This window comes from Streptomyces sp. NPDC127177 (assembly GCF_042672475.1).
Lineage (GTDB): Bacteria > Actinomycetota > Actinomycetes > Streptomycetales > Streptomycetaceae > Streptomyces.
The window spans coordinates 1-24936 of the sequence record NZ_JBHXUW010000091.1 but is presented as its reverse complement, the minus strand read 5'-3'; the positions used below and the strand labels follow the sequence as shown (position 1 = coordinate 24936).

The following is a 24936-nucleotide window of genomic DNA, read 5'->3' as shown; positions in this document are numbered from 1 at the left end:
GCCAGGCCCGGCGGGGGGGGCCCCGCCGGGGGGGGGCCCGCCGCCGCGCCCCCCGGCCCCCCCCCCGGCCGCGTTCCCCCACCCCCGCCCCCGCCCCTTCCCCGGGTTCGTCACTCCGACGAGCCGTCGGGGTCCTTCCGGAGTAGTGCCCCGATGTGGGCCGCCGCCGTCGACAGGTGGCGGCGGGCATCGGCCAGTTGCTCCTGAGTGACGCCCCGGTCCCGTGCCGCGTCCCGGATGTCGTCGCGGAAGCGGTCCAGCAGACGGTCGAGATCGCGTGCCGGGTCACCCGTGCCGCCGGAGTCCTTGCCCCAGTCGGGATCGGTGTCGACCGGCTCCGGCTTGACGTAAGGGGACCGGCCGCCGGCGCGGGCGAAGCCGCCCAGCTGGCCGGTGATCTCCGCCAGCCCCTCCCGGACGCCCGCGGGCCAGTCGCCCCGGGCGAAGTGCTCCTGGACCTGGCGGGCGGCGTTCTGCATCTGCTCGCGCGCCCGGTCCTGTGCCTCCTTGGCCTGGCGGCGGGCCTGCTGGGCGTCCTCGCGGGCGCGTCGGGACTCGTCCTTCGCCCGGCGGGCCTGCTCCTTCCACTCCTGCTTGGCCTTGCGCAGCTCCTCCTTCGCGGTGCGCCACGCCTCCTTGTCGCCGAAGTCACCGAAGTCGCCCAGGTCACCGAAGCCACCGAAGGGGGACTCCTTGCCGGGCTTACCCGTCCTGCCGGTCCCCGTCCCGGAGGCGGAGCGGCCGGTGCTGTGACGGGACTCGTCCGCGGCGGCGCGCATCTCGCTGCGCAGCTTTCCCGCCGCGCCGCGGACATCGTCGCGGATCTCGGCCGCCAGTTCGGAGACCGACTCCCTGATCTCCAGCTCCAGATCGGCGAGCTCACCGGTGCGGCCGGCCAGTTCCTCGCGGCCGGCATCGGTGATCGAGTAGACCTTGCGGCCGCCCTCGGTGGCGTGGGTGACCAGGCCCTCGGCCTCCAGCTTGGCCAGCCGCGGATAGACCGTGCCGGCCGAGGGCGCGTACAGGCCCTGGAAGCGCTCCTCCAGCAGCCGGATCACCTCGTAGCCGTGCCGGGGGGCCTCGTCGAGCAGTTTCAGCAGATACAGGCGCAGGCGGCCGTGGGCGAATACGGGGGGCATGTCAGAGCACCTTTCCGGTCGGCTCGGCGTCGTGCGGATCGTCCTCGGACGGTGGGCGCCGGAGCAGTGCGATGGAGCCGGAGACCGTGGTGGCCTTCAGCGTGCCCGTTCCGGAGCCGAGCGTGCCGGTGATCCTCTTCGCGCCCCACTGGCCGTTGACCCGCAGGTCCTCGAAGCCGTTGGAGACGGAGCCGCTCGCGGTGTTCGCCTCCACCTTCGCGTCCGCCGGGTGCGGCAGCCGGATGGCGACCTCGCCGGAGACGGTGGCGAGCCGGATGTCCGTGGGCTTCCCGGTCGGGTCCAGGTCGAGCACCATGTTCCCGCTGACCGATTCGGCCTTCACGGAGACCCCCGCGCCCTCGACGACCGTCAGATCGCCCGAGACCGAATGGAAGCGCAGATCGCCGGTGACGGCCTGGGCCTCCAGATTGCCGGACACCGTCTCCGCTCCGACCGGTCCGGCCAGTCCGACGAGGGTGGTGTCCCCGGTGACGCCGCGCACGTCCGTACGGCCGCGGATTCCGGAGACGAAGGCTCCGGCGCCGACCACGCCGACCTCCACGGCCGATCCGGCCGGGACCGCGAGGGAGACGGCCGCGCGGCGGTGCCAGCCCTTGCGGTCGAACCACTTGAGCAGGCCCTGCCAGGCCAGGTCCTCGTAGGCGACGGTGAGGACCCCGTCCTTCTGGGTCACGATCAACGGTGGTCCCTCGATGTCGGTGACCTCCAGCCTGGCTGTCGGTTCGTCCGTGCCGACGACATTGACCGTGCCGTTGACGACGCGCACGCTGAGCGCGGTCACGGGTTCGTCGAAGGTCAGCTTCTGAGGCTCGGCGATGGCCCACGTCGACACAGGCATGGATCTGACCTCCTGGGGAGCGCGGATGACGCAACATATCGCGTCTCTTGCAGAACACGATATATCGCGGATGGGGGAAGTCAAGGCGGGTCGTTGCCCGGGATGGGGTCGGCCGGAGGGACAAATCGCATCAAAGTGTGACCATGTGTCCTACGGTGTGAGACATGGACTCGGACGCGACATCACCCGTGGGGGCACTGCTGCTGTGCCGGGCCGAACCCGAGACCGTGCGGCCGGTCGCCCATCTGCTGCGCGAGCGGATGGTGCTCGCGCCCGCCGGAGACGGGTGGAGCGTCCTCGTACCCGAGGGAAAGCCCTGGCGGGACGGGCAGGGCCGGCAGCCGGGGGAGCCGGCCGAACCCGTGGACCGGGTGATGGGCGGCTGGGCCACCGCGCTCGCCGTCGGCTCCACCTGGCCGGTCCTCGCGCTCTGGTGGGACGGCGACCGGGCCGGATACAACCTCGCCGCGGGCTTCCGCCGTCCGGTCGGTTACGTGTGGCTCGCGGACGGGACCCCGGTCGGTGAGGACGAGGCGATGCGTACGTTCGCCGAGCGGCTCGGCCTCGATCCCGTACTGGACGTGCAGGCGCTCGAGGCCCTGACCCGCCCCGATCCGGAGGCGGACGCACGGGTCCGGCTGCGTGGACTGCTCGCCGTCCTCACCCGTACGGGGCTGACGCTCCCGGCCGGCCTCGACCCCGGCGCGACCGCGGCCGCGCTGACCGTCGCGGCCGACGGGGGACCGGATGCCGAACGGATCGCGTGGACCGGCTGGCGCGACGCCGTCCGGGTCGAACTCGAAGCCGTCGAGAACAGCCGGGTCGGGCCCTGGATGCGCGGCCCCAGGGCCCGCGCCCTGGCGGGCGCACAGCTCGCGGCGGGTCTCCCGCTCGCGCTCTGGGGCGCCGGGCGCCGCAGCGGCGGCTGGGTCTTCGCCGGGGCGCTCCTGATGGTGCACGGCGCACTCGGTCTCGCGTACGACCGGATCCGGGACGAGCGGCCCCGGGCCGGCCGGCGACCGTGACTACTCCTCGTCGTCCTCGTCGTCCAGCCGGGCCAGCCAGGTGGCGAGGCGCTCGACCGGCACCTCGAAATCGGGGTTCAGATCGACGAACGTACGCAGCTGCTCGGCGAGCCACTCGAAAGTGACCTCTTCCTCGCCTCGCCGCTTCGCCAGCTCCTCGATACCGCGGTCGGTGAAGTACATGGCGGCAAGTTTAATGCCTGGTGGCAGCGCGGAACGGCCCTGGGGACCGGCCCGCACCGGCCCTGCGGGCCGCACGCGAACCGATCCGCCGCACCCCCGCGTCATCGCCCATGTGCCTCGCATCGGCCGACTACGGCCGTTAACCTGCGGGTAGTTGGGGAAACGGGGGGTGTCATGGGTGACAGTGGGGCCCGTATTACGCGCATTGAGATGCCTGACGGCACACCGGTCTGGGCCCGGATCTCGGGAGCCGAGGAGCTGGACGTGCCGGCGCCCGGTGACGGGCCGACGTACACCGACACCGGATTCGGGGACATCGCCGACCGGGTGCAGGCGCGGGTCGAGAGCCTCCAGTCCGTGGTGACCAGCGTCGCGCGCTCCCTCGCCGTGCCGCTGCGCGCCGTGCGGCCGGACGAGGTCAGCGTCGAGTTCGGGATCGAGCTCACCGCCAAGTCGGGCAAGGTCGTCGGGCTCCTCGCGGACGGCGAGGCCAAGGGGGCCATCAAGGTCACGCTCACCTGGAACGGCGGCGGACCACCCGTCGACCCGCCCCCGCCGGCCCCCGTGCCCCTACCCGCACAGGCCCCCGCGCCTGGGGCGGGAACGCCCGCTTTCGCGCCCCCGGGGGCGCCGCCCCCCGCGCCGGCGCCCGCGCCCCCCGTCCCGCCCGCCGGTGCGTCCCCCGGCGCCCCGGCGCGCCCGGACGGGGCGGACGACACCGACGGCGGCGCGGCATGACCTCCGATGGGGACGGGGGCGCAGAGGGGGGTCTCGGCGGGCCGCAGGCTGCTCTCATGGACCTCGTGCATGACGCCACCGTGCGCATCCATCGCCCGGCGTCCGGGTATGCCCAGGACGGACCGGGCGGGGACTTCCTGGGGAGCGGCTTCTTCATCGCCCCGAGCTGGATCCTGACGTGCGCGCACGTGGCGATGCGAGGGGAGGGGGGCGTGGTGAACGTGTGGTTCAAGGAGGACCGCTACAGCAGTGAACTGAGCGAGGTGCCGGGCAAGGTCGTCGCCGCGATGCCCGCCGCCCGTCCGCAGGGCGCCACGGGCTGGCCGGCCCCCGACCTCGCGCTGATCAAGCTCCAGCGGCCCGTCGAGCACACCTGTGTCCATGTCACCGAGCGCTCGGAGGCCATGCTCCGCAGCCGCGAGATCCACTGTGTGGGCTGGGCGCCCTCGCAGGGCGGCGGACTGCTGAAGCGCAGCGGTGTCTGTGTGGTGAAGGGTGCCTACGGCGCGTCGGACGACGCCGAACAGGTCGTCCGGCTCGACGGGGACTGGCTGGAGCTCGGCATGTCCGGCGGGCCCGTGGTGGATCTCGCCCGGGGCGAGGTGGTCGGGGTCATCAAGTCGCGGCTGGACAACCACCAGGGCGGTACGGCGGTGGGCATCGAGCGGCTGCGCACCCTGAAGGTGCCGTCCACGCCCGTCGAGACCGAGGCCGACGACACCTACCAGTCCGTCTTCCACGCCCATGACCGCTACCACGCGGACCGGCACAACAGCCCGGCCAGCACCGAGCGGACCTGGGCCGACGCGCAGAGCGAGCTCTCGGCCCCGCCCGGCGGGGTCCTCGGCCCCAAGCGGCGGGCCGACCTGCTGGGGCGGCTCGCCGAGTTCCCGCCGCCGGTCAGCACCCGCAGCCTGCTCGGCCTCCTCGACTCCCTGCCCGGCGTCCACTCCCGCGACCACCGCCCGGCCCCGCGCGGCTGGCGGGACGGTCTGGGAGCGCTGTACGACACCCGCGCCCGGGACCGGGACGCCCCGCTCGAACTGGTCCTGCGCTACTGCATGGGCGTGCTCGCCGCCGACCGCCCCTTCGACGTGCCGTCCACCCGGACCGCGGCCAAGTCGCTGTGGGAGTGGGTGAAACGGATCGCGGAGGACGAGCTGTCCCGGGACTTCCGGCAGCAGCTCGCCCTGGAGTGGGCCGCCGTCCGGCTGCGCCTGGAGGAGAACCGCCGGCGGGCCCGCGCACCGGTGGGCGGACCCGCCCGCTACGGCGAACGCGCCTACGTCGTACTGGAACTGGAGCCCCAGGGCTGGGTCCGGGACCGCTACGACTGGCGGATCGGTGTCGCCCGCCCCGGCGGCGAGATGCAGCCCGTCGGCGAGGACAGCCAGGGCGCCGCGCTCGACACCCTGCCGGACCGGCTGGCCGCGGCCCTGACCGAGGCGTTCCGGCAGTGCGACGAGCCGGGCAGCCCGGCCCTGCTCCAGGTCGCCGTCGCCCCCGCGCTGTTCGGTCTCGAGGTCGACCGCTGGGAACTCCCCACGGACGGGCTGCCGCTGGGCGTGGTACGCCCGGTGGTCCTGCGCAGCACCTACCACGGTCCGGCCGACGAGCGACTGGCACGCTGGGACGCGGCCGCCGATGCCGGGATGCGGGCCGAAGTCGTCGACTGCGAGAACGAATTGTGGGTACGAGTACCGGAGGTCGCGCAGCTGCGCACCCTGGCCCACGAGAGCGTGCCGGTGCTGTGCCGCTACGGCAGCGGGCCGGACCCCGGGATCACGGCCGGGGCGGTGCGGGTGCTCGACACCGGATTCGGTGTGGCCCTGCTGCAACGGCGGCCGACGGAGAGCGACACGGTCTGCACGGAATTCCACCGACGCGTGGCCGAGGCCGTCACCGAGGCGCACGCCAGGGACGGACTGCCGCTGAAAATTCATGAGTTGAGAAAGGGAGTGCGTGCGGAACGTACGGAGACGTACTGGTCCGACGGTGTCGCCCTGTATTTCGACGACCCCCACCACCCCCTGCCCGGCTCGGACGCGTTCCTGGAGGCGCCGTGACGGAACGCGCCGGTCATCCACCGAAGGACCGTGGCTGCCCGCCTCTTACGGGGGGTACGCCGGATCGCTACCGTAAGGCACGTTCGACGGCTGCTGTCCCTGGCGGACGAGTGACGACGAGGACCACGCTATGAGTGAACCCAGCGAGTGGCTCATCTACCGCGGGATCGGTGAACCGCACGACGGCGTACCGCAGTTGCCGCCCCCGCCGCCCTGGCGCGACTTCGCGGGCGGTCGTGGCGCCCCGGTGGACGGGGACGAATCGGCCGACCGCCGGCTCGGCATCCCCGGCCGCGTGGCCGAGGAGCACCGGCCGGGCGCCGAGGAGCTCGAAATGATCAACGCCGCGCTGTATCTGCGGCGTCCGCTGCTGGTCACCGGCGACCCGGGGGCCGGAAAGAGCACCCTCGCCCACTCCGTCGCCCGGGAACTCGAATTCGGCAAGGTGCTGCGCTGGCCCATCGTCAGCCGCTCCACCCTGCAGGGCGGCCTCTACCACTACGACGCGATCGCCCGGCTGCAGGACGTGCAGATCGCGTCGCACGCCTCGGCCGGCGGCGGTGCGGGCGCCGACTCCGCTCAGAACGTGGGCAGTTACATCAGGCTCGGTCCGCTGGGAACCGCCCTGCTGCCCTCGGACCGGCCTCGGGTGCTGCTCATCGACGAGCTCGACAAGAGCGATATCGACCTGCCGAACGACCTGCTGAACGTGCTGGAGGAGGGCGAGTTCGCCATTCCCGAGCTGGAGCGGATCGTGGACCGGCTGCCCGACGGCGAGGCGGACGTGCTCGACCACGACGGCAACAAGGTGCGGATCAGGGGCGGCCGGGTGCAGTGCCGGGCCTTCCCGTTCGTCGTCCTCACCAGCAACGGCGAGCGGGACTTCCCGGCACCGCTGATGCGCCGCTGCATCCATCTGGAACTCGACCGCCCCGACCACAAGCGGCTGGCCGCCTTCGTCAAGGCCCACCTGGGCGAGGAGGCCGCCCGCTCCAGCGAGGACCTCATCACCCACTTCCTGGAGCGCTCACGCAGCGAACTACTGGCCACGGACCAGCTGTTGAACGCGATCTACCTCACCCACGCGGCGGCGCCCACCGGCCGCGACCGGCTGGCAGACCTGCTCATCCAGCGACTCGACCGGCCGAGGTGAGGTGCTGATGCCCGGGGCCGACGAGAAACCGGGTGCGCCCGCGGCGGGCGATGCCCCCGAACCGCACGACCGGGGGTTACTGCCGGCGCTCGTCGCGCGACTGCGCGGGGCCGGCCTCGACACCGACGTCGAGCAGCTCTGCGACGCCATCTGGCTGGCCAGGTGGACCCGCACCACCGGCGCTCCGGCGGACGATCCGCGGGAGCCCGCGCCCCCACGGGACCGTACGGCCGACGAGCTCACGACCCCGGGCCCGGTGGGACCGGTGGGCCCGCGCGACGGCCGGCGCGTCCCGGACGCCGACGCGGACGAACGGCCCGACGGGGCCCACGAGCCGCGCGACGACGGGCGGATCGCCCTGTACCCCGTTCCGCGTCCCGCACGGGACGGCGGCGACGACCGGGACGAGGACGAGCCCGCGACCGGCGGGAGCCCCGGGGCGGCGTCCCGTGCCACCGTGCTGCCCCTCGGCGTCCCGGCCGCTCCCGTCCTGCCCGCCCCGCTCGAACTCACCCGGGCGCTGCGCCCCTTGCAGCGCTACCGCCCGGTCTCCGCACCGCTGCGGCGCGTCCTGGACGAGGAAGCGACCGCGGACCTCAGCGCCCGTGCGGGCGGCACGGTCATGCCGGTGTTCCGTGGGGTCGGCCGCGCCGACGCGATCCTCCAGTGCGTCATGGACGCCTCGTCCTCCATGCTCGTATGGGACCGGATGTTCGGTGAACTCCAGCAGATCTTCGGCCAGCTGGGCGCCTTCCGCGACGTGCAGGTGCGCTATCTGCACCAGGGCCCGGACGGCGGCTGCGCGGTCAGCCGCAGCTCCGACCCGGCCGCGGCCCCGCTGCACACCGCGGACCGGCTCAGCGACCCGACCGGGCGCCGGGTCACCGTCGTGATCAGCGACTGCGCCGGACCGCTCTGGCACAGCGGGCGGGCCCACCGGCTGCTGCACCAGCTGGCCCGGCAGGCCCCCGTCGCCGTACTGCAGCCGCTGCCGCAACGCATGTGGAACCGCACCCGGCTGCCGGTCACCTTCGGCTCGCTCTCCCGCGGCGACGGCCTCGCCGGAGCCACCCTGCTGAAGGTCACCGAGGACGCCGGAACCGGACCCGCGGTGCATCCGGGCGCCCTGGCGGTTCCCGTCCTCCCGCCGGTGCCCGACGCACTGGCGGCCTGGGCCAGGCTGCTCTCCGGCACGGGGGCGGCGCGGATCTCCGGAGCGGTCGGCTGGGTACGGGCCGACCAGCCCGCGGCCGCCGCGCAGCGCTCAGGCGCCACACTCTCCTCGCTCCAACTGGTCAGCCGCTTCCGCTCGTCCGGCTCACCGGTGGCCGGACAACTGGCCGTCTATCTCGCGGCCGCACCCCTCTACCTTCCGGTGATGCAGCTCGTGCAGCGCACGATGCTGCCGCAGTCGGGCCCTTCCGAACTCGCCGAGGTGCTGCTGAGCGGACTGCTCTCGCGCGCCGACGGCGGTGGGGGCCGCGGCCAGTGGTACGCGTTCGAGCCGGGCGTCCAGGAGGCGCTGCTCGGCCCGCTCGGCCGGGACGAGGCCCTGCTCGTCCTCAAGCACTGTTCGGAGTACATAGAGACGCGGTTCGGCAAGGGCGGTCCGAACTTCCCCGCCCTGGCCTTCGCCCAGCTCGGCGACGGCGGGGCCGGTGAATCGCCCTTCGCCGGCGCGGGCGAGGCGTCCGACCCGGACGACGGGAGCGACGAGAGCGAGGCGGACGAGGAGAACGAGGCGGACGGGCGGGTGGACAGGCGCGGAGGACCGCGCGTCCCCCATGCCTTTGCCGAGGTAGCAGCCCGCGTACTGGAGCGATTCATGCCCGTGCCCCCCAGATTCGTGACCTCGCCACCCGCCGATCCCCGGCCGCCGGTGCCCGGTACCGCCCCCGTCGTGGAGCGCGCCCGCGCGCTCGTGCGGCAGTTCGACACCGACAAGATGGTGCAGCGCCTGATCGACGCGGTCCAGCTGCTGAGGGGAGCCGCCGACAACGGTCCGCAGCAGTCGGATGACCCCGGGCTCTGGGCGGAGTACGCACGCTGCGTCCTGCGGCTGTGGGAGGTGCAGGGCGGCGCCGACCTGCTCCGCGAGGCCGAACGCGCCGCCGAACGCGCGGCCGCGATCCCCGGTGCGGTACGCGAACGGGCCGTACTGGCCAAGGTGCTGCACGCGGCGGCCGACGACCGACGGCGGCGCGGCGACCGGCGCGGCGCCCTGGACCTGCTGCGCCGCGCCGACCGCGAGTACACCGCCGCCTGCGCGGCCCCCGGCCTGGAACCGGGCGAGGCGCTGCGGCTCACCCTGGAGCGGGTGCGGGCCCTGGAGGCGCAGTGGCGGCTCGACGGCGACAGCGCCCTGCTGCACAGCGCGTGCGGGATGCTGGAGGCCTTCGCGGACTCCTGGCCCGACCAGGAGAACCGCCCCTCCGCCCTCCCGCTCCAGCACGGCCGGACTTTGCTGAAACTGGCCGGGGCCACCGAGGACACCGAACAGTCCAGGGAGTTCGCCCGGCAGTCGGCCCGCTCGCTGCGCACCGCCTTCGCCCAGGGCGGCCGGCACACCATGGGCACCGAGGTCCGCATCGTGCTGGACCTGGTCGACGCGCTGCTGGCCTCCGGCGAGGAGCCGGACGAGGCCGCGGCCCTGACCGGCCAGGCGCTGGAGACCGTACGGGAACAGCGGCAGCGGGCGCAGTTGCAGATCAGGGCCGGGCGGGTCCGGGCCGCCCGCTACGAGCACACCGGTGATCCTGAGGAACTCGTGGCCGCCGCCGACTGGTTCGCCCGAGCCTCCCGCGGCGTCCCCCGGGACTCCCGGGCCCACACCGACCTGCTCGCCGAATGGGGCGGCACGCTGCTGCGCCGAGCCGAACTGCCGGACGGCGGCGCGCACATCGGCGCGGCGGTGCGGGTCCTGCGGGACTGCCGGACCGAGACACCGGCCGGGGGCGCGCACCAGTCGGAGCGGCTGCTGATGCTCGGGCGGGCGCTGATGCTGCGGCACCGGGCGACCACGGACCGGGTCGACCTGCGGGAGGCCGAGTACCTCTTCGGGCTGGCCGCGCAGGAGGCCGCGGCTCCGCTGACCTCGGCGCGCTGCTGGCTGGAGCTGGGCAGGGCCCATCTGGAGGCCGCCGATCTCATGGCCAGACCGGCCCGCCGCGACCAGGCGGCGGAGGCCTTCCGCTCGGCCGCCGAGTCCGCCCGGCAGGCGGAAGCGGAGCTGGAGAGTCCGCAACGTCTTCAGGAGGCGGTGGAATTGGGTGCTACAGCCAACCACTGGCGGGGTATGACGTATGAGAGAGCGGGGCGCCCCCGGGCCGCGCGAGAGGCGTACCGGGCGGCCCGCCTGGAGTGGCGCAAGCTGCCGGACGGCGGCGGAGCGGCGGGCGAGTCGACCGCCGAGCGGCTGGCCGCGCTGGAGCGCTGAGTGCTCAACGACGAGCACCCGGCGCGGCGTCGCGTCCGGACCGGGTACGGGCACGACCGGCGCGCGACCGGCGCCGGCCGGCGGGCGCGGGCAGAAGGACGAAGCGGGTCAGGGACGCGGGACCGGCGGTGCGCGCTCAACGGCGAGCGCGGCGTGGCGGGCCCGGTGCTGAGTACGGGGAGGCGTGATGAGCGAGTCGACACGTAACGACGGGGCGGGTGTGCCCGGCTCCGTCGGGGGTGGTGCGTCCGGAGCCGCGGGCGCGCTGCCGGATCTGCTGGGGCTCGATCTGGAGACCCTGCGGACCCTGGACCACCCGGTACTTACCGAGGTGGTCGCGGATCTGCGGGGCAGGGCCGAACAGCCGCGCGAGATGCTCTGGGGATTCAACAACGCCTTCTGAGGCGGACGGCCCCGCGGCGCCCCGGGCACCCGGTCCGGATCGGCCCGGACCCCGTGGGCCGGGGCCGATCCGCACGCGAGGTACCGGACCCGCACGGTTCCGGCCCGGGGCGCGGCCGATCAGGACAACATCGCCCGGTACGGGCCCGCTCACGCCGCGCGCCGGGGATACTCACCCCGGGCCGGAGCGGGTGGCCGTCCCGGCAGACGTACAGCACGGGGGTGCCGGAGTGGTCCGACGGGCGACGCCGCAGGGGGAGCAGCGGTACGCGGACGGGAGCGGCGAGCCGTTACCCGGCGCCGGCCCGCGCCCGGAACCGGGCGGCGGCCCGGGTCCGCCCCGGCCCGTACCGTTCGGCCAGTTCATCGTGAAGGTGCACGGCCGCTGCAACCTCGCCTGCCGCTACTGCTACCTGTACGCGGGCCCCGACCGGACCTGGCGGGACCGACCGGCCGCCGCCGCGCCCGCCGTCCTGGACCGCACCGCGGACCGGATCGCCGAACACGCCGCCACGCACCGGCTCCGGCACGTCGCCCTGGTGCTGCACGGCGGCGAACCCCTCCTCGCGGGCCCGGACCGGCTGGCCGCCCTCGCCGACCGGGTACGGGACCGGGTGCCCGGCGGCTGTACCGTCCACGCCACCGTGCAGACGAACGCCACGCTGCTCACCGACGCGGGCGTCAGCACGCTCGCCCGGCACGGCATCAGCATCGGCATCAGCCTGGACGGCGGTCTGGCCGCCCACAACACCCAGCGCACCGACCACGCGGGCCGCCCCTCCTGGCCCGCCGCCGCACGCGGCGCGCGGCTCCTGGCCGACCGCCACCCCGACGCGTACGCGGGCATCCTGACCGTCGTGGACCCGCGCACCGACCCGCTGGAGATGTACGAGTCGCTGCTCGCCCTGCGCCCGCCGGCCCTGGACCTGCTGCTTCCGCACGGCAACTGGACGAACCCGCCGCCCGGTCTGCCGGACGCGGAGCGGATCCCGATGGGACCGGGTTCGGGCCGGGCGACCCCGTACGGCGACTGGCTGTGCGCCGTCTTCGACCGCTGGTGGCCGGCGGCCCGGCGGGAGACCAGGATCCGGCTGTTCGAGGAGTGCGTCGCCCTGCTCCTCGGCCTGCCCGCGGCCACCGAATCCCTGGGACTCGACCCCATCAACGCGGTCGTGGTCGAGACCGACGGGTCGATCGAACAGGTCGACTCCCTCAAGTCCGCCTACGACACGGCCGCCGCCACCGGACTCGACGTCTTCCGCCACACCTTCGACGACGCCCTGCGCCACCCCGGCGTCGCCGCCCGTCAGGCAGGGGCCGGCGCGCTCGCCGCGGCCTGCCGCGCCTGTCCGCTGCTGACCGTGTGCGGCGGCGGCCACTACGCCCACCGCTACCGCGCAGAGAACGGCTTCATCAACCCATCCGTCTACTGCGCGGACCTCGAACGGCTGGTCCGCCACGTGGCGGACCGGCTCGCCGACGCAACCGCAGGAGACCCCCCATGAGCCCTGCCATCCCCGATCGCGTACTGCGCGAACTCGGCCGCACCGAGGGCGACACCGACTCCCTCGGACTGCTCGTACGCGACCAGGACACCCGCCGCCTCGTCCTCCTGCGGGCCCTGCTCGACGCCGCGGCCGGCGCCCCCGCGACCGTGTGCCCACCGGCACTCCTCGACCGGCTGCGGGAGGACTGGGCGCTGCTCGAAGCGGCCGAGCGCGCCGACCGGGCCGCAGTGCGCACCGTGCTCTTCCACCCCATGGCCGGCCCCTGGGCGCAACGCCTTCTCGGCGGCCTCACGGGCACCACGGCGACGGGCCCGGAACTCCACGCCGACCTGGCCCATCTGAGCGCCCTCGCGACGGCCGCCGCGATCCGGGCCGCGCTGCCCTGCACCGCCCGGCTCACCCCCCGCGACGGGCTCCTCTCCCTGCCCACCCTGGGCGCGGTGCGGGCGGACACCGGACCGGTCGACATCGGCTTCGAGGAGGGCGTGATGACGGTCCGCCCGGCCGGTGCGCCGCCCCTCTCGGTACGGACCCTGCCGGACACCACCATGAGCTCGGCCGACCCGCGCTGGCTGCCGGTACTCACCCTGCCCGAAGTACTGCCGGGCGCCGGCCCCGTACCCCTGGACGACCTCGACCCGTACCGCACCCGCGGCACCGGACTCGAACGCCACGGGCTCAGCGCCGCCACCCATATCGACGACCACGAACGCAAGGCCTGGACCGAGTCCTGGTCCGGCGTCGAACCCCTGCTGCGGGTGGGCGGCGAGCACCGGATCACCGAAGCGGCCGTCCTGCTGCGCTGCCTCGTCCCGCTCGGGCCGCCGCCCGGCTCCGGGCCGACCGGGCAGGGCGCCGCCCACTGCAGCGGCACCCGGCGCGAGGCGTTCGGCGCGGTCCTCAGCAGCAAGCCCGCCACCTCCGCCTATTTCGCCTCGACGCTCGTGCACGAACTCCAGCACACCAAACTCGCCGCGCTCGGCGCCCTCGTCCGGCTGCACCACGAGGACGCCGCCCCCCGGCACTTCGCGCCCTGGCGCTCCGACCCCAGGCCGTTCGACGGGCTGCTCCAGGGCGCCTACTCGCACCTGGCGCTCGCCGACTACTGGCAGCGGTTCGCGCTCGGCGCCCGCCGGGTCACCCACCGCGACCTCGCCTGGGCGGAACACGCGCGCTGCCGCCAACAGGTCGGTGCCGTACTGCCGGTACTGGCCGGCTCGTCCGCCCTGACCGCCGAGGGGCGGGTACTCGTCAACGAGATGATCACGGTCTACCACCGTCTGGAGGATTCGCCGCCACCCACGGGTCACCTGGCTCGCGCGGAGGCGTATGTGAGCACCGCCAGAGTGATATGGCAGCAGAGGAACGGAACGCCCAGGAGCTGAGCAGCCAGGTGATTCCGGCCGGCGCGAGACCGCTCCGGTGTATCTTGAAAGAGCTCGCAACGAGGTCAGGGAGACGGTTGAATGCCCGGAACGCGTAAGCAAGTTGGAGCAACCGGGGCGCAGACCGTCACCCTCAGTTTCGCCGGTTTCAACCGGGCCTGGGCGGCGTGGATCTCCGACCGGTTGGAGCGGCGCGGGGTGACGGTCGTCCAGCAGCGCTGGGACCCTCCGGTCGAGGTGCCGCTCGAGGACGCCCTGCGGGACCTGATGCTCTCCCGCGGCCGGATCCTGATCCTGCTCAGCGACTGGTACTTCCAGGTCGGGCCCCGCAGCCACGAGGAGTGGAACCGGGCCCTGCGCCAGGTCGTCGCACCCGACCCGGACCGGTTCGCCGCGGTGTCCGTCACCACCGCGGCGCTGCCCGGCGCGACCTCGGTCTACGGCGCCGCCGACCTGACCAACGTCGGCGCGGACGAGGCCGAGCGGCGACTGCTCGTACGCCTTGGACTCCCCACCGATCCGCTGCCCGACGCCACCACCGCCAGGCCGGGCCCGCGCTACCCCGCCGACACCCCCGAGGTATGGGGCGGGGTGCCGCGCCGCAACACCCGCTTCACCGGCCGCGAGGAACTGCTGAGCAAGGCCTACACGGCCCTTCAGGACGCCGGCACCGGCGCGGGCGTCGTCGCGCTCCACGGCATGTCGGGCGTGGGCAAGACGCAACTGGCCGCCGAATACGTCTACCGGTTCGGCTCCGAGTACGACGTCGTCTGGTGGGTCCCCGCCGACCGCCGCGCCCTCTACCGCCAGAAGCTCGCCGAACTCGCCCCGGAACTCGGCCTCTCCACCGGCGCCGAGTACGGCGAACGACTGCGCGCGGTACGCGACTCGCTGCGCCGCGGCGACCCGCACTCCCACTGGCTGCTGGTCCTGGACGGCGCCGACGAGCCGGAACAGATCTGGGACCTGGTGCCGACCGGCCCCGGCCACGTCCTGATCACCTCCCGCAACCCCGAATGGGGCGAGCACAACAGCAACCTCGTCGAGGTCCCCGTCTACGCCCGCGACGAATCGGTCGCCTTCATCCGCCGCCGCGCCCCGCGCCTCACCCAGACCGAGGCCGACGAGCTCGCCGAGGCGCTGGAGGACCTCCCGCTGCTCCTCGACCAGACGGCCGGCTGGCTGAACGACTCCGACATGTCGGTCGAGGAGTACATCGAACTCCTGGGCGGCGGCATCGACCAGGACGTCGTCAAGGTCTCCGCCGACTTCCCGCTGGCCTTCCAGACCGCCTGGTCGATACTGCTGAACAAGCTCCGGGACACCGTCCCCGAGTCCGTCGACCTGCTGCGCCTGTGCAGCTTCTTCGCACCCGGCTCCATCCCCGTACGGCTGCTGAAGGAGATGCCGCCGGGCGAACTGCCCGAGCAGCTCTCCGGCCTGATGAACGATCCGCTGCTGTGGAACAAGGCCATCGGCCAGCTGCGGCAGTACTCCGTGGTCCGCCTGGAGTCCCACGAGTCCGTCGCCGACGAGACGTCGTCCGGCGAGTCGATCTACCTGCACCGCATGGTGCACCAGATCGTCCGAAAGGACATGCCGGAGCGCGACCGCCAGGAATTCATCGACGTGGTCCGCCGCGCGCTCGCCGCCGCGGACCCCGGCCGCCCCACGGACACCAGGCAGTGGCCCACGTACGCGGAGATCACCCCGCATCTGAAGTGGGCCGACGTGCTCCGCAGCACCGACCCCTCGGTGCACAGCCTGGTGCTCAACTGCCTGCGCTACATGTACCTCTCCGGCGAGTACCGGGCCGGCATCAAGCTGGGCTCCCGAGCCATGGACGCCTGGCGCGAACTGCTCGGCGAGAACCACCCTCGCGTCTGGGACCTCAGCTACAACTACGCCAACCTGCTGCGGGCCGTCGGCGACTACGCCGGGACCGAGGCCATCGAGCGCGCCGCCGTCGACCACCTGCGCGCCGAGCGGGGCGCGGACGACCTGGAACACCTGCGCGCCGCCGGCGGCCTCGCCGCCGACCTGCGGGGTCTCGGCCGGTACGACGAGGCGCACGAGATGTCCAGCTGGATCCTGAGCGCGTACCGCGAACTGCTCGGCGACCAGGACTCGCGCACGCTCAACGCGCAGAACAACCTCGCCATCTCGCTCCGTCTGCTGGGCCGGTACGAGGCCGCGCTCGAGCTCAACCGGCGCACCATGGAGTCCCGTCGCCAGCTGCTCCGGCCGCGCCACAGCTGGACCCTCTTCTCCGAAATGAACTACGCCACCGACCTGCGTCTGCTCGGCCGCTACAAAGAGGCCGAATCGCTCCAGAGCCAGAGCGCCAGGGTGCACGGGCTCGTCATGGGCAACGACAATCCGCAGACGCTGCGCGCCGAGCACAACCTCGCGCTCTGCCAGTACCGCTCCGGCGAACGGGGCAGGGCAGCCGTGCTGTTCACCAGGGTCCTGGAGCGGGGCGAGCGGGTGCTTGGCGAGGGCGACCCGCTGACCATGATGTTCGCGGCCAGTCAGAGCTTCTTCGCCCGGGAGCACGCCGACATCGACCAGGCCAGGGGCATAAGCGAGAAGGTCGTGGACGGCTATGTCGAGATGCTCGGCGAGGATCATCCTTATGTGGCGGGCACACGTGCCAACCATGCGCTGATCCTGCGCAACGTGGGAGAACGGGACCAGGCCCACCACCTACTGGAGGATGCCCTCGTCGACATGGGCCGGGCCGTGGGCGAGCACCACCCCTGGACCCTGGGGTGCGCGATCAACGCCTCGGCGTTGCGCAATCTGGTGGGCGATCCGGAGTCGGCTGCGGCGTTGACGGAGTCGGTCGTCACCCGGGCCACCGAGGTACTGGGCCGCACCCATCCCCTGACCATCTCCGCCCGCATCGCTCACGCGGCTGATCTGCGGGGCCTGCGGGAGAGGCAGCGGGCGGAGAAGGTCGAGTCGGAGGCGCTCGAAGACCTGACGGCGACACTCGGGGCCCAGCACGTCCATACGGTGTCGGCACGGTCCCGGAACCGGCCGTTCTGGGACTTCGAACCTTCGATCATCTGAGCGCCTTCCCGAAACCCACGCGACTGGTGATGGAACGTCAGTACCCTTGTGCAACAAGCTGATTGGTCATCCAGGGGGGCGTATGGCTGTCGTTGTGGGTTCCGTGGCACCCGGGGAGGACGGTCCGATCCCGGTGGTGGTCGACGCCGAGGCGTACGCCACCACCGGGGCGCCGGCCGATGACGTGTACTCGTTGTACGACGGCGAGGAGACCCGGGACCGGCGCGGACGCGTGGCCAGGGGCGCTCTGGGGACGGCGGGCGATCTGTACGGGGACGGGCTCGACCTGGCACGCCGCTGCGCCTCCCAGGCCATGCGCAGGCTCGGTGACCTGGGGAACGGGCTGCGGCCCGACGAGGTCGAGCTCCAGGTCGGCATCACCTTCGAGGCGGGGATGGCCGCCGTGGTGAAGGCCGGTGCGGAGGCGCAGATCCAGGTCACCTTCCGCTGGCAGCCGGGACGCGAGGAGGGGGCCACCGCCGTGGTGGCCCCTTCATGAGCGGGGCGGCCCGGCCGGACGTCCCCGGCCCGCGGACTGCGCCGGCCCCGATCCTCCCGTACAGCCGGGTCGTCGGGCAGGACGAGCTGAAGCTCGCCCTGGAGCTGAACTTCATCGCCCCGGGCATCGGCGGCGTCCTCATCGCCGGGCAGCGCGGCACGGCCAAGTCCACCGTCGTGCGCGCCTTCGCGCTGATGACCGGCGGCCGGCTGCCCGTCACCCTGCCGATCAACGCGACCGACGACCGGGTCCTCGGCGGCTGGGAGCTGGACGCCCTGATGCGCGGCCAGGCGAAACGCCAGGCAGGGCTGCTCGAAGAGGCCCACGAGAAAGGGCTGTTGTACGTCGACGAGGTCAACCTCCTCGACGACCACATCGTCAACATCATCCTGGACGTGGTCTCCACCGGAGTGCTGTCCGTCCAGCGCGAGGGCATCGACACCGAGACCCACGTCTCCTTCGGGCTCGTCGGCACGATGAATCCGGAGGAGGGCAGTCTGCGTGCCCAACTACTCGACCGCTTCGGTCTGATGGTCACGGCGACCGAACTGGACATCGAGCAGCGCCACCGGATGATCACCACCGTGCTCACCTTCGAGGAGGAGCGCGAGTCCGCCGGTTCCACCTGGCTGCTGGCGGCTCATGAGGAGAACGACCGGCTGCGCGAACGGCTGCTGGCCGCCCGCGACCGGCTGACGGACGTCCTGCTGGAGGACGACGTCAGCCGGCTCTGCGCCGAGGCGGCGGCCCGGACGGGTGCCGTCGGACAGCGCGGTGACCTCCTGGTCGCCAAGGCCGCCCGCGCACTGGCCGCCAGGGAGGAGACGCGGCGGGTGGAGCCCCGGCACGTGCGCCGGGTGCTGCCGCTCGCGCTGCGCCATCGCAGGCCGGAATCCGCCCATGGCTCGGAGTTCGCCTGGGGGCCGGACGAGGACGCCGCGCTCGGCGACCTCTTCGGCTGAGCCGGTGTCCACCGACCGGCCGTCGCAGGCCCAGGAACCGGAGGAGCGGGACGACGACTCCCACCGGCTGCTGACCGCGCTCGTCTGTTCGGCGCTGGAACCGGCGCTGACCGGGGTCCTCCTCTTCGACCTGCCCCCGGAGCACGCCTCCGCCGTGGCCGGGGCGTTCGCCGCGGTCCTCGGTGCGGCGGCCGGCCGGCCGCCGGGGGCCGGGGTGCCCCGCACGACGCTCGACGCGGCGACCGTCGACGAGGACCTGTGGCTGCGGCCCCGGGTGCGGCGGGGCCCGGACGGCATCGATTTCACCCTCGGACCGGGGCCGTTGGCCGAGACGGGGGACGGACCGCCCCTCGTCGTCGTGCCCGATCTGGCCCGGCTGAGCGTTCCGGGGATGCGGGCCGCCGTTCAGCTGCTCGGCGCGGACGTCGCCACCCTCGAACACTCCGGCATCCGACGCAGCTGGACACCTCGCGCCCGCTGGCTGGCGTTCTGCCGGTCCGAGGACGCCGCGCACCTCTCACCGCACCTCCTGGACCGCTTCCCCGTCCGCCTCTCCGTGCCCGGCCAGCGGCCCGTTCCGGGGCCGGAGCCGCTCGGCCCGCTCCCCGCCGCCTGGGCCGCCGTGCTGGGCCCTGGAGCCCCGCGGCTGCCCGCCACGCTCGGCGACGAGTTCGCCGGGTCCGTGCTGGACCACCTGGACGACCACGAGGGCCCCGGACACCGCAGGGCACTCGCACTGGCCCGGATGGCCCGCGCACTGGCCCGGCTGGACGCCGCCCCCGGCACCCCGGTGCACGTCACCGCGGAGCACGTCGCCCGCGCCGCCCGGCTGATCCGCCTCCGTACGGCCCATCGGCCGCCGACGCCACCCGAGTCCGCCCCGGCCCACGCGCCGCCGCCGCTCTCCGGGCCCGGCCCGGACCGTGCACCTCCCGGGCCCCGCCCCCTGCCCGAACGGGCCGCCGACGCCGACACGTTGGTCCAGGAGCCGGAGACAGCCGTGTCCCTCGGACCGGCCCCCGTGCCGGGCGACCGGCCGCCCTCCTCGTCCCCGTATCCGGAGGACACCGCGGGGCCGGGGCCGGACGGCGGCACGCTGCGGACGCCCACCCGCAGGACGGCGGGTGCCCGGGCCGCCCGAGGCGCCGTCGTCGGCGTGCGGCGGGCCCGTGACCTGTGGGACCTCGCCCCGGTGCGTACCGCGATGGAGGCCGCGAAGTACCGGGCGGTACGCGGCGGCCGGGGCCCATTGGTGATCGTCCCGCAGGACCTGCGCGGCTATGTACGGGCACCCGAGCCCGTCCGGATGCTCACCCTCGTGCTCGATCACACCTGCCGCGGCGACTGGGACTGGCACGCTGCCTTCGAACCGTTCCTCCAGTGGGCCTACGTCACCCGGGCCGCCGTCCACGTCGTGGAGGTCGGCGCCCGGGGAGCCGCCAACGAACTGCGGGCCGGTTCGTTCGCCGCCCGGTCCACCAGGGACCCGAGGATCGCCGCCGCGCTCGCCCGTCCCGCCGGGCGCGCCACCCCGCTCGCCCACGGCCTCGACCAGGCGGGCGGCGCCCTGCGCCGGGCTTTCCGGCACCACCGCTCCGGTCTCGTCGAGGCCCTGCTCGTCGTCGTCACCGACGGGCGGGGCAACGTGCCGCTGGCCGCGAGCCGTAGCGGACGGCCGGACCGGGGAGCGGCGGGGCGCACCGGGACGACGGACGCGGTGGAGGCCGCCGGACGGATCGGCGCCCTGGGCCGATCCCGGCTGCACAGTGTCGTGATCGACCCGGGGCGGCGTCCGTACACCGCACTGCCCGCCGAACTCGCGGACGCCCTCGGGGGCAGCGTGATCGCGGTTCGGGACGGCGAGGAGGGGGCGGTCCGTGCGCGATGACCCCCTCAACGTGATCCGCCGGATCGGCCGACGGGCCGGACAGGCGTTGCCCGGCCCGCGGCCCGCCCTGCCGGCCGGGGCGCTCACCGGCGCCCCACAGGGGCTCGGCGCCGCGGCGGTCGACGCCGGACAGCCGCCCGCCACCACGTACGCCCGGATCAGGGTGCGCCGCCGACGCCCTTCGCCGGGGCATCCGGAGACCTTCGGCTTCGAAGCCTGGTGCCGGGGCGTGCCGCCGCTCCCGTACACCTCCGGCGGCGGCCAGCGGCGGCCCGTGTCGATCAGCCTCGGCAACGCCCGGCAGGGCGGCGAACCCCCGTCCGAACTTCTGCGTTCCATCCGCCGCTGGTCACTGAACCAGGGCCCGCTGACCCGCTGGATCAACCGGTGCCGGCAGCTCCACGGGGACGCGCTGCAACTCGTGATCCTCGACCAGACCGGATTCGACCTGCCCTGGGAGGCGCTCACCCTGCCACCGGTCCCGGAGGCGGGGCTGCCCGGCGGGATGCTCGGAATGCTCGTCGACCTGGCGCGCTGGTTCGACGCGGTCCGCGGCGGCGACGACTTCCCGACCGATGTCGCCGCCCCGGCCGGTGCGGTGCTCGGCTACTTCCACCCGGACATGCGCTCCGACCGGGAGGTCTTCCACGCCTACGAGCACCGCCCGCACTCCGGCATCGTGTCCTTCCTGAGGAGTCTGGACGAACACACCGCCGACCGGACCGGACTGGTCTACATGGGCTGCCACGGCACCTTCGACCAGGAGCTCAGCAACCTCACCCTGGCCGACGTGACATGGGCCGAGTACCACGACCACGACATGCGGCTGCTCAGCAGGGACGGTTCGCTGGTCTGTCTCAACGCCTGCCACTCCGGCCGCTTCCTCGACCACGACGGGGACGGCCGGCAGTATCTGCGGGGCTTCACGGAGGTCTTCCTCGGCAACGGGGCCGGCGGCTGCATCGTCACCGCGGGGAAGGTCGGCGACGCCGAGGCGCGCGAGATGATCCGCCGGCTCGTCGAGACGGTGACCGCCGACCCGGACCGGCCGGTGGCGCGGGCACTTCGGGCCTTCCGGACGGCGGCCCACGAGACCTTCCTCGCCGAGGGCGGGGTTCCGCTGATGGTCAGGGACGACGGCTCGTTCGACGAGCGGGGCCAGCGCAACGTCCTGCGGCTGCTCTACAGCCTCATGTTCCAGTACTACGGGCACCCGCTCAGCACTCTGCACCTCACCGGCCGGTACGCGGACGGCCCCCGCCCACAGGAGGGCGCAGAGCATGAACGGTGAAGAGCGGCCCCTGCTCATCGAGCCCGTCGTGGGGTGGCTGCGCGAGGTCGGCCCCGGCGCCGTCCAGTGCGTCGGCGTCGACCTGCGCGGCCCATTGAACGCCCACAACGAGGAGGACAGCGAGGCCTGGCCCTACGAGGAGGAGGAGCTGGCCTTCAGCGTCTCGCTGGACGGCGCCCCGCACTTCGTCTGTGAGGTGCTCGACGACCCAGGACTCGTACTGCACCGCTTCGGCGGTACGTACGGACCGGCGAGGTTCCTCGTCACCGCCGGCACCGCCACCGGACCGGCCGTGCTCCGGCTGACCATCTCCAACCAGTGGGGCGCCCCCGTCCGCAGGGCCGAACTGCCCTGCCGCATCGAGGAACCGGCCGGTCCCCAGGCGCCACCTCCCGGCCGGACCGGACGGTGGGCCCCGGCAGTGCCCGCCGGGACCACGCGGCCCGGCCCGCCCCCGTCCGACGCCACCACCCTCACCCTCAGCTTCGCCGACTCCGACCGGGCCTGGGCGGCGTGGACCGCCGACCGGCTGGAGCGGCGCGGGCTGACGGTCCGCCAGCAGCGCTGGGACCCCCCGGCGGACGTTCCGCTTGAGGACTCGCTGCGGCAGCTCGCGCGTTCCGGCGGCCGCGTGCTGCTCCTGCTCAGCCACCGGTACGTACAGCTCGGGGACCGGAGCCGCGAGGAGTGGGACCGAGCTCTGCGCAGGGCCGTCGCCCCGGACCCGGGGCGCTTCGCGGCGGTCTGGTTCACGCCCCTCGCCCCGCTGCGCGGCGCCGTCTCCCTCCTGGACCCGGTCGAGCTGTACGGCACCGGTCCGCAGGAGGCCGAGCGCCGGCTCCTCCTGCGCCTGGGGCTGTCCACCGACCCGCTGCCCGGGGCCGCCGACGGACCGGGCCTCCGCCACCCCGCCCGGACGCCCGAGGTATGGGGCGGGGTGCCGCGCCGCAACACCCGCTTCACCGGCCGTGAGGAACCGCTGTCCGACATGTACGAGGCGTTCCACGCGGGCGGGCCCGGCGGGGCCACCGTCACCCTGTCCGGGATGCCGGGCGTGGGCAAGACGCAACTGGCCGCCGAGTACGTCCACCGGTTCGGCTTCGAGTACGACGTGGTGTGGTGGGTGCCCGCCGACCGGCGTACCCACTGCCGCCAGAAGCTCGCCGAACTCGCCCCCGAACTGCACCTGTCCACCGGTCCGGAGTACGGGGAGCGGCTGCGTGCCGTGCACGAGGCGCTTCGGCGCGGCGAACCGTACGGCCGCTGGCTGGTCGTGCTGGACGGCGCCGACGAACCGGACCAGATCCGCGACCTGGTGCCGGCCGGCCCGGGGCACGTACTGATCACCTCCCGCAGCACGGGGGAGGAGGAGCGCGGCGTACGGGTCGGCGTGGCCGCCTACCGGCGCGAGGAGTCGGTCGGTTTCATCCGGCGCCGCGCCCCCCGGCTGACCCCGGCCGAGGCCGACCGGCTGGCCGAGGTGCTGGAGGACCTGCCGCTGCTGCTCGACCAGACCGCCGGCTGGCTCAACGGCTCCGACCTGCCGGTCGAGGAGTACCTCCGGCTCCTGGAGAACCCCCACCGGGAGGACGTCTTCAGGGTCTCGGTCGACTATCCGCTCGCCTTCCTCACCGGCTGGTCGATCCAGCTGAACCAGCTGCGCGAGACATCCCCGGACTCCTACGAACTCCTGCGGCTCTGCGCCTTCTTCGCGCCCGGATCCATCCCCGTACGGTTGCTCGACGGTGCCGGCCTGCCCGGCCTCCCGGTGGACGACGCGGGGCGGGCCGGGGTGGTGCGCCATCTGGTGGACCGCTCCGTCGTGCGCCTGGAGGCCGACCCGGGCCCGCTCGCCACCGGGGACGACGAGGCACTGCAGATCCACCGCATGGTCCACCAGTACGTCCGTGGTGACATAGCCGCGGACGACCGCCCCGTCTACCGGGAAGCGGCCCGCCGCGCACTCGCCGCCGCCGATCCCGGCGACCCCGCCGACATCCACCACTGGCTGGCCTACGCGGCTCTCACCCCCCACCTCAAATGGGCCGAGGTCCTGGAGAGCGACGATCCACAGGTGCAGCGACTGGTCCTCAACTGCCTGCGCTACATGTACCTCTCCGGGGAGTACGGCAGCGGTGTCCGGTTCGCCGCCCCGGCGATGGAATCCTGGCAGACGCTGCTGGGACCGGCCCACCCCCGGATCTGGGACCTGCGCCACCACTACGCCAACCTGCTGCGCGCGCTGGGCGACTACCGGACCAGTGAGGGCGTGGAGCGCACCACCGCAGAGTTCCTGGCGGCCGAGCGCGGCGAACTGGACCCGGACCATCTGCGCGCAGCCGGGGGGCTCGCCGCCGACCTGCGGGGCCTCGGCCGCTACCGGGAGGCCCTGGACCTGTCCGTATCGATCCGCGACCGGGACCGGCAGCTGCTGGGCCCGGACGATCCCCGCACGCTCAACGCGGAGAACAACCTCGCCGTGTCACTGCGCCTGCTCGGCCGGTACGCCCAGGCGCTGGAGCGGGACGAATTCACCCTGGAGCGGCGGCGGTCCGTGCTGCCGCCGCAGTCACCGGTCACCCTGTACTCGGAGATCAACCGGGCCATGGACCTGCGGCTGCTCGGCCGGGACCGGGAGGCGGAGATCGCGCTGCGGGAGACCGTGGGCCGGCATCTGCGCTGGATGGGCGGCAACAACCCGCAGACGCTGCGCGCCCAGTACCACCTGACGCTCTGCCAGTACGCCCTGGAAGGAGCCCGTTCCGCCCTGCCGGCGCTCACCGCGACCAGGGACAGCTCAGTGCGGCTGCTGGGCGAGCACGACCCGCTCACCCTCCTGATCACCACGGCGGCGGCCGGCGCGGAACGGGAGGCGGGCGATCACCGCCGGGCGCTGCGGCTGCACGAGCAGGTGGTGGACGGCTACCGGCGGATGCTGGGCGAGCGGCACCCTTACACCGTCGGCACCCAGGGCAACCTGGGCCTGATGCGGTGGACCCTGGGGGACCGGGACCACGGGTACGACGAGATCGAGCGGGCCCGCACCCGGATGTCCTGGGCGGTCGGGGAGAGCCACCCGTGGACGATCGGCTGCGCGCTCAACGCGGTGCTCATGCGGGCCCGCACGGGGCGGCCCGGGGCCGCCGTCGAGCTGGGGCGGGCCAACTGGGAGCGGGCCAACGCCGAACTGGGCAGCCGGCATCCGCTGTCCGTGGACTGCTACGCGGCGATCGCCACCGTACCGACGGACGCCGAACCGGACTTCTGGCCCTTCGAGCCGCTCATCATCTGAACCCGGTGACGGACGCCAACGGCCGGGGGCCCGGT

At 73.8% G+C, this 24936-nt stretch carries 17 protein-coding genes; 14 read left to right on the top strand and 3 right to left on the bottom strand.

Features of this window, described 5'->3' with window-relative positions:
- Positions 1 to 110: 110 nt before the first annotated feature.
- Together ACFVJX_RS34370 and ACFVJX_RS34365 are read right to left on the bottom strand one after the other, a co-directional pair.
- Positions 111 to 1139 (bottom strand): helix-turn-helix transcriptional regulator, encoded by a 1029-nt coding sequence (locus ACFVJX_RS34370; RefSeq protein ID WP_384136095.1) that lies wholly within the window; start codon positions 1137 to 1139, stop codon positions 111 to 113.
- A 1-nt stretch (position 1140) separates the two neighbouring features.
- Positions 1141 to 1998, bottom strand: a complete 858-nt coding sequence (locus ACFVJX_RS34365) for a DUF4097 domain-containing protein (RefSeq protein WP_384136097.1) — start codon at positions 1996 to 1998, stop codon at positions 1141 to 1143.
- Positions 1999 to 2162: 164 nt separating this feature from the next.
- Here ACFVJX_RS34365 and ACFVJX_RS34360 point away from each other — a divergent pair, with 164 nt between their 5' ends.
- Positions 2163 to 3023, top strand: a complete 861-nt coding sequence (locus tag ACFVJX_RS34360) for a hypothetical protein (RefSeq protein WP_384136099.1) — start codon at positions 2163 to 2165, stop codon at positions 3021 to 3023.
- Here the strand turns inward: ACFVJX_RS34360 and ACFVJX_RS34355 are convergent, their stop codons facing one another.
- Positions 3024 to 3206: a DUF6104 family protein gene (locus tag ACFVJX_RS34355; RefSeq protein ID WP_351490621.1), complete on the bottom strand. Its 183-nt coding sequence runs from the start codon at positions 3204 to 3206 to the stop codon at positions 3024 to 3026.
- Between the two features lie 174 nt (positions 3207 to 3380).
- On the opposite strand from ACFVJX_RS34355, the gene ACFVJX_RS34350 reads away from it, so the two are divergent.
- The 13 genes from ACFVJX_RS34350 to fxsT (ACFVJX_RS34290) all read left to right on the top strand — a co-directional run bounded on the left by ACFVJX_RS34350 (position 3381) and on the right by fxsT (ACFVJX_RS34290) (position 24901).
- Positions 3381 to 3944: a CU044_2847 family protein gene (locus ACFVJX_RS34350; protein WP_384136101.1), complete on the top strand. Its 564-nt coding sequence runs from the start codon at positions 3381 to 3383 to the stop codon at positions 3942 to 3944.
- A 56-nt stretch (positions 3945 to 4000) separates the two neighbouring features.
- On the top strand, positions 4001 to 6010 hold the full coding sequence (locus tag ACFVJX_RS34345) for a trypsin-like peptidase domain-containing protein (RefSeq protein WP_384136103.1): 2010 nt from the start codon (positions 4001 to 4003) through the stop codon (positions 6008 to 6010).
- A gap of 130 nt (positions 6011 to 6140) precedes the next feature.
- Positions 6141 to 7163 carry an AAA family ATPase gene (locus ACFVJX_RS34340; protein WP_384136105.1) on the top strand — a complete coding sequence of 341 codons (1023 nt, stop codon included), beginning with the start codon at positions 6141 to 6143 and terminating at the stop codon, positions 7161 to 7163.
- Positions 7164 to 7170: 7 nt separating this feature from the next.
- On the top strand, positions 7171 to 10599 hold the full coding sequence (locus ACFVJX_RS34335) for an SAV_2336 N-terminal domain-related protein (protein ID WP_384136107.1): 3429 nt from the start codon (positions 7171 to 7173) through the stop codon (positions 10597 to 10599).
- A 187-nt stretch (positions 10600 to 10786) separates the two neighbouring features.
- Complete coding sequence (gene fxsA / locus ACFVJX_RS34330) at positions 10787 to 11002, top strand: FxSxx-COOH cyclophane-containing RiPP peptide (protein WP_384136109.1); 216 nt, start codon at positions 10787 to 10789, stop codon at positions 11000 to 11002.
- 364 nt (positions 11003 to 11366) lie between these two features.
- Complete coding sequence (locus ACFVJX_RS34325) at positions 11367 to 12506, top strand: FxsB family cyclophane-forming radical SAM/SPASM peptide maturase (protein WP_384136124.1); 1140 nt, start codon at positions 11367 to 11369, stop codon at positions 12504 to 12506.
- On the top strand, positions 12503 to 13894 hold the full coding sequence (locus ACFVJX_RS34320) for an aKG-HExxH-type peptide beta-hydroxylase (RefSeq protein WP_384136111.1): 1392 nt from the start codon (positions 12503 to 12505) through the stop codon (positions 13892 to 13894). The genes ACFVJX_RS34325 and ACFVJX_RS34320 overlap by 4 nt, the downstream gene beginning before the upstream one ends.
- Positions 13895 to 13975: 81 nt before the next feature.
- A complete protein-coding gene (fxsT, locus tag ACFVJX_RS34315) occupies positions 13976 to 16969 on the top strand; it encodes an FxSxx-COOH system tetratricopeptide repeat protein (RefSeq protein WP_384136113.1) in 2994 nt (997 codons plus the stop codon).
- A gap of 82 nt (positions 16970 to 17051) precedes the next feature.
- A complete protein-coding gene (locus tag ACFVJX_RS34310) occupies positions 17052 to 17468 on the top strand; it encodes a CU044_2847 family protein (protein ID WP_384136115.1) in 417 nt (138 codons plus the stop codon).
- Positions 17465 to 18430, top strand: a complete 966-nt coding sequence (locus ACFVJX_RS34305) for an AAA family ATPase (RefSeq protein ID WP_384136117.1) — start codon at positions 17465 to 17467, stop codon at positions 18428 to 18430. Before ACFVJX_RS34310 ends, ACFVJX_RS34305 begins: the two co-directional genes overlap by 4 nt.
- Before the next feature lie 4 nt (positions 18431 to 18434).
- Positions 18435 to 20318 (top strand): hypothetical protein, encoded by a 1884-nt coding sequence (locus tag ACFVJX_RS34300; RefSeq protein ID WP_384136118.1) that lies wholly within the window; start codon positions 18435 to 18437, stop codon positions 20316 to 20318.
- Positions 20308 to 21609, top strand: a complete 1302-nt coding sequence (locus tag ACFVJX_RS34295) for a CHAT domain-containing protein (protein WP_384136120.1) — start codon at positions 20308 to 20310, stop codon at positions 21607 to 21609. The genes ACFVJX_RS34300 and ACFVJX_RS34295 overlap by 11 nt, the downstream gene beginning before the upstream one ends.
- Complete coding sequence (fxsT, locus tag ACFVJX_RS34290; protein ID WP_384136122.1) at positions 21599 to 24901, top strand: FxSxx-COOH system tetratricopeptide repeat protein; 3303 nt, start codon at positions 21599 to 21601, stop codon at positions 24899 to 24901. Before ACFVJX_RS34295 ends, fxsT (ACFVJX_RS34290) begins: the two co-directional genes overlap by 11 nt.
- The last annotated feature ends 35 nt before the right edge of the window (positions 24902 to 24936 follow it).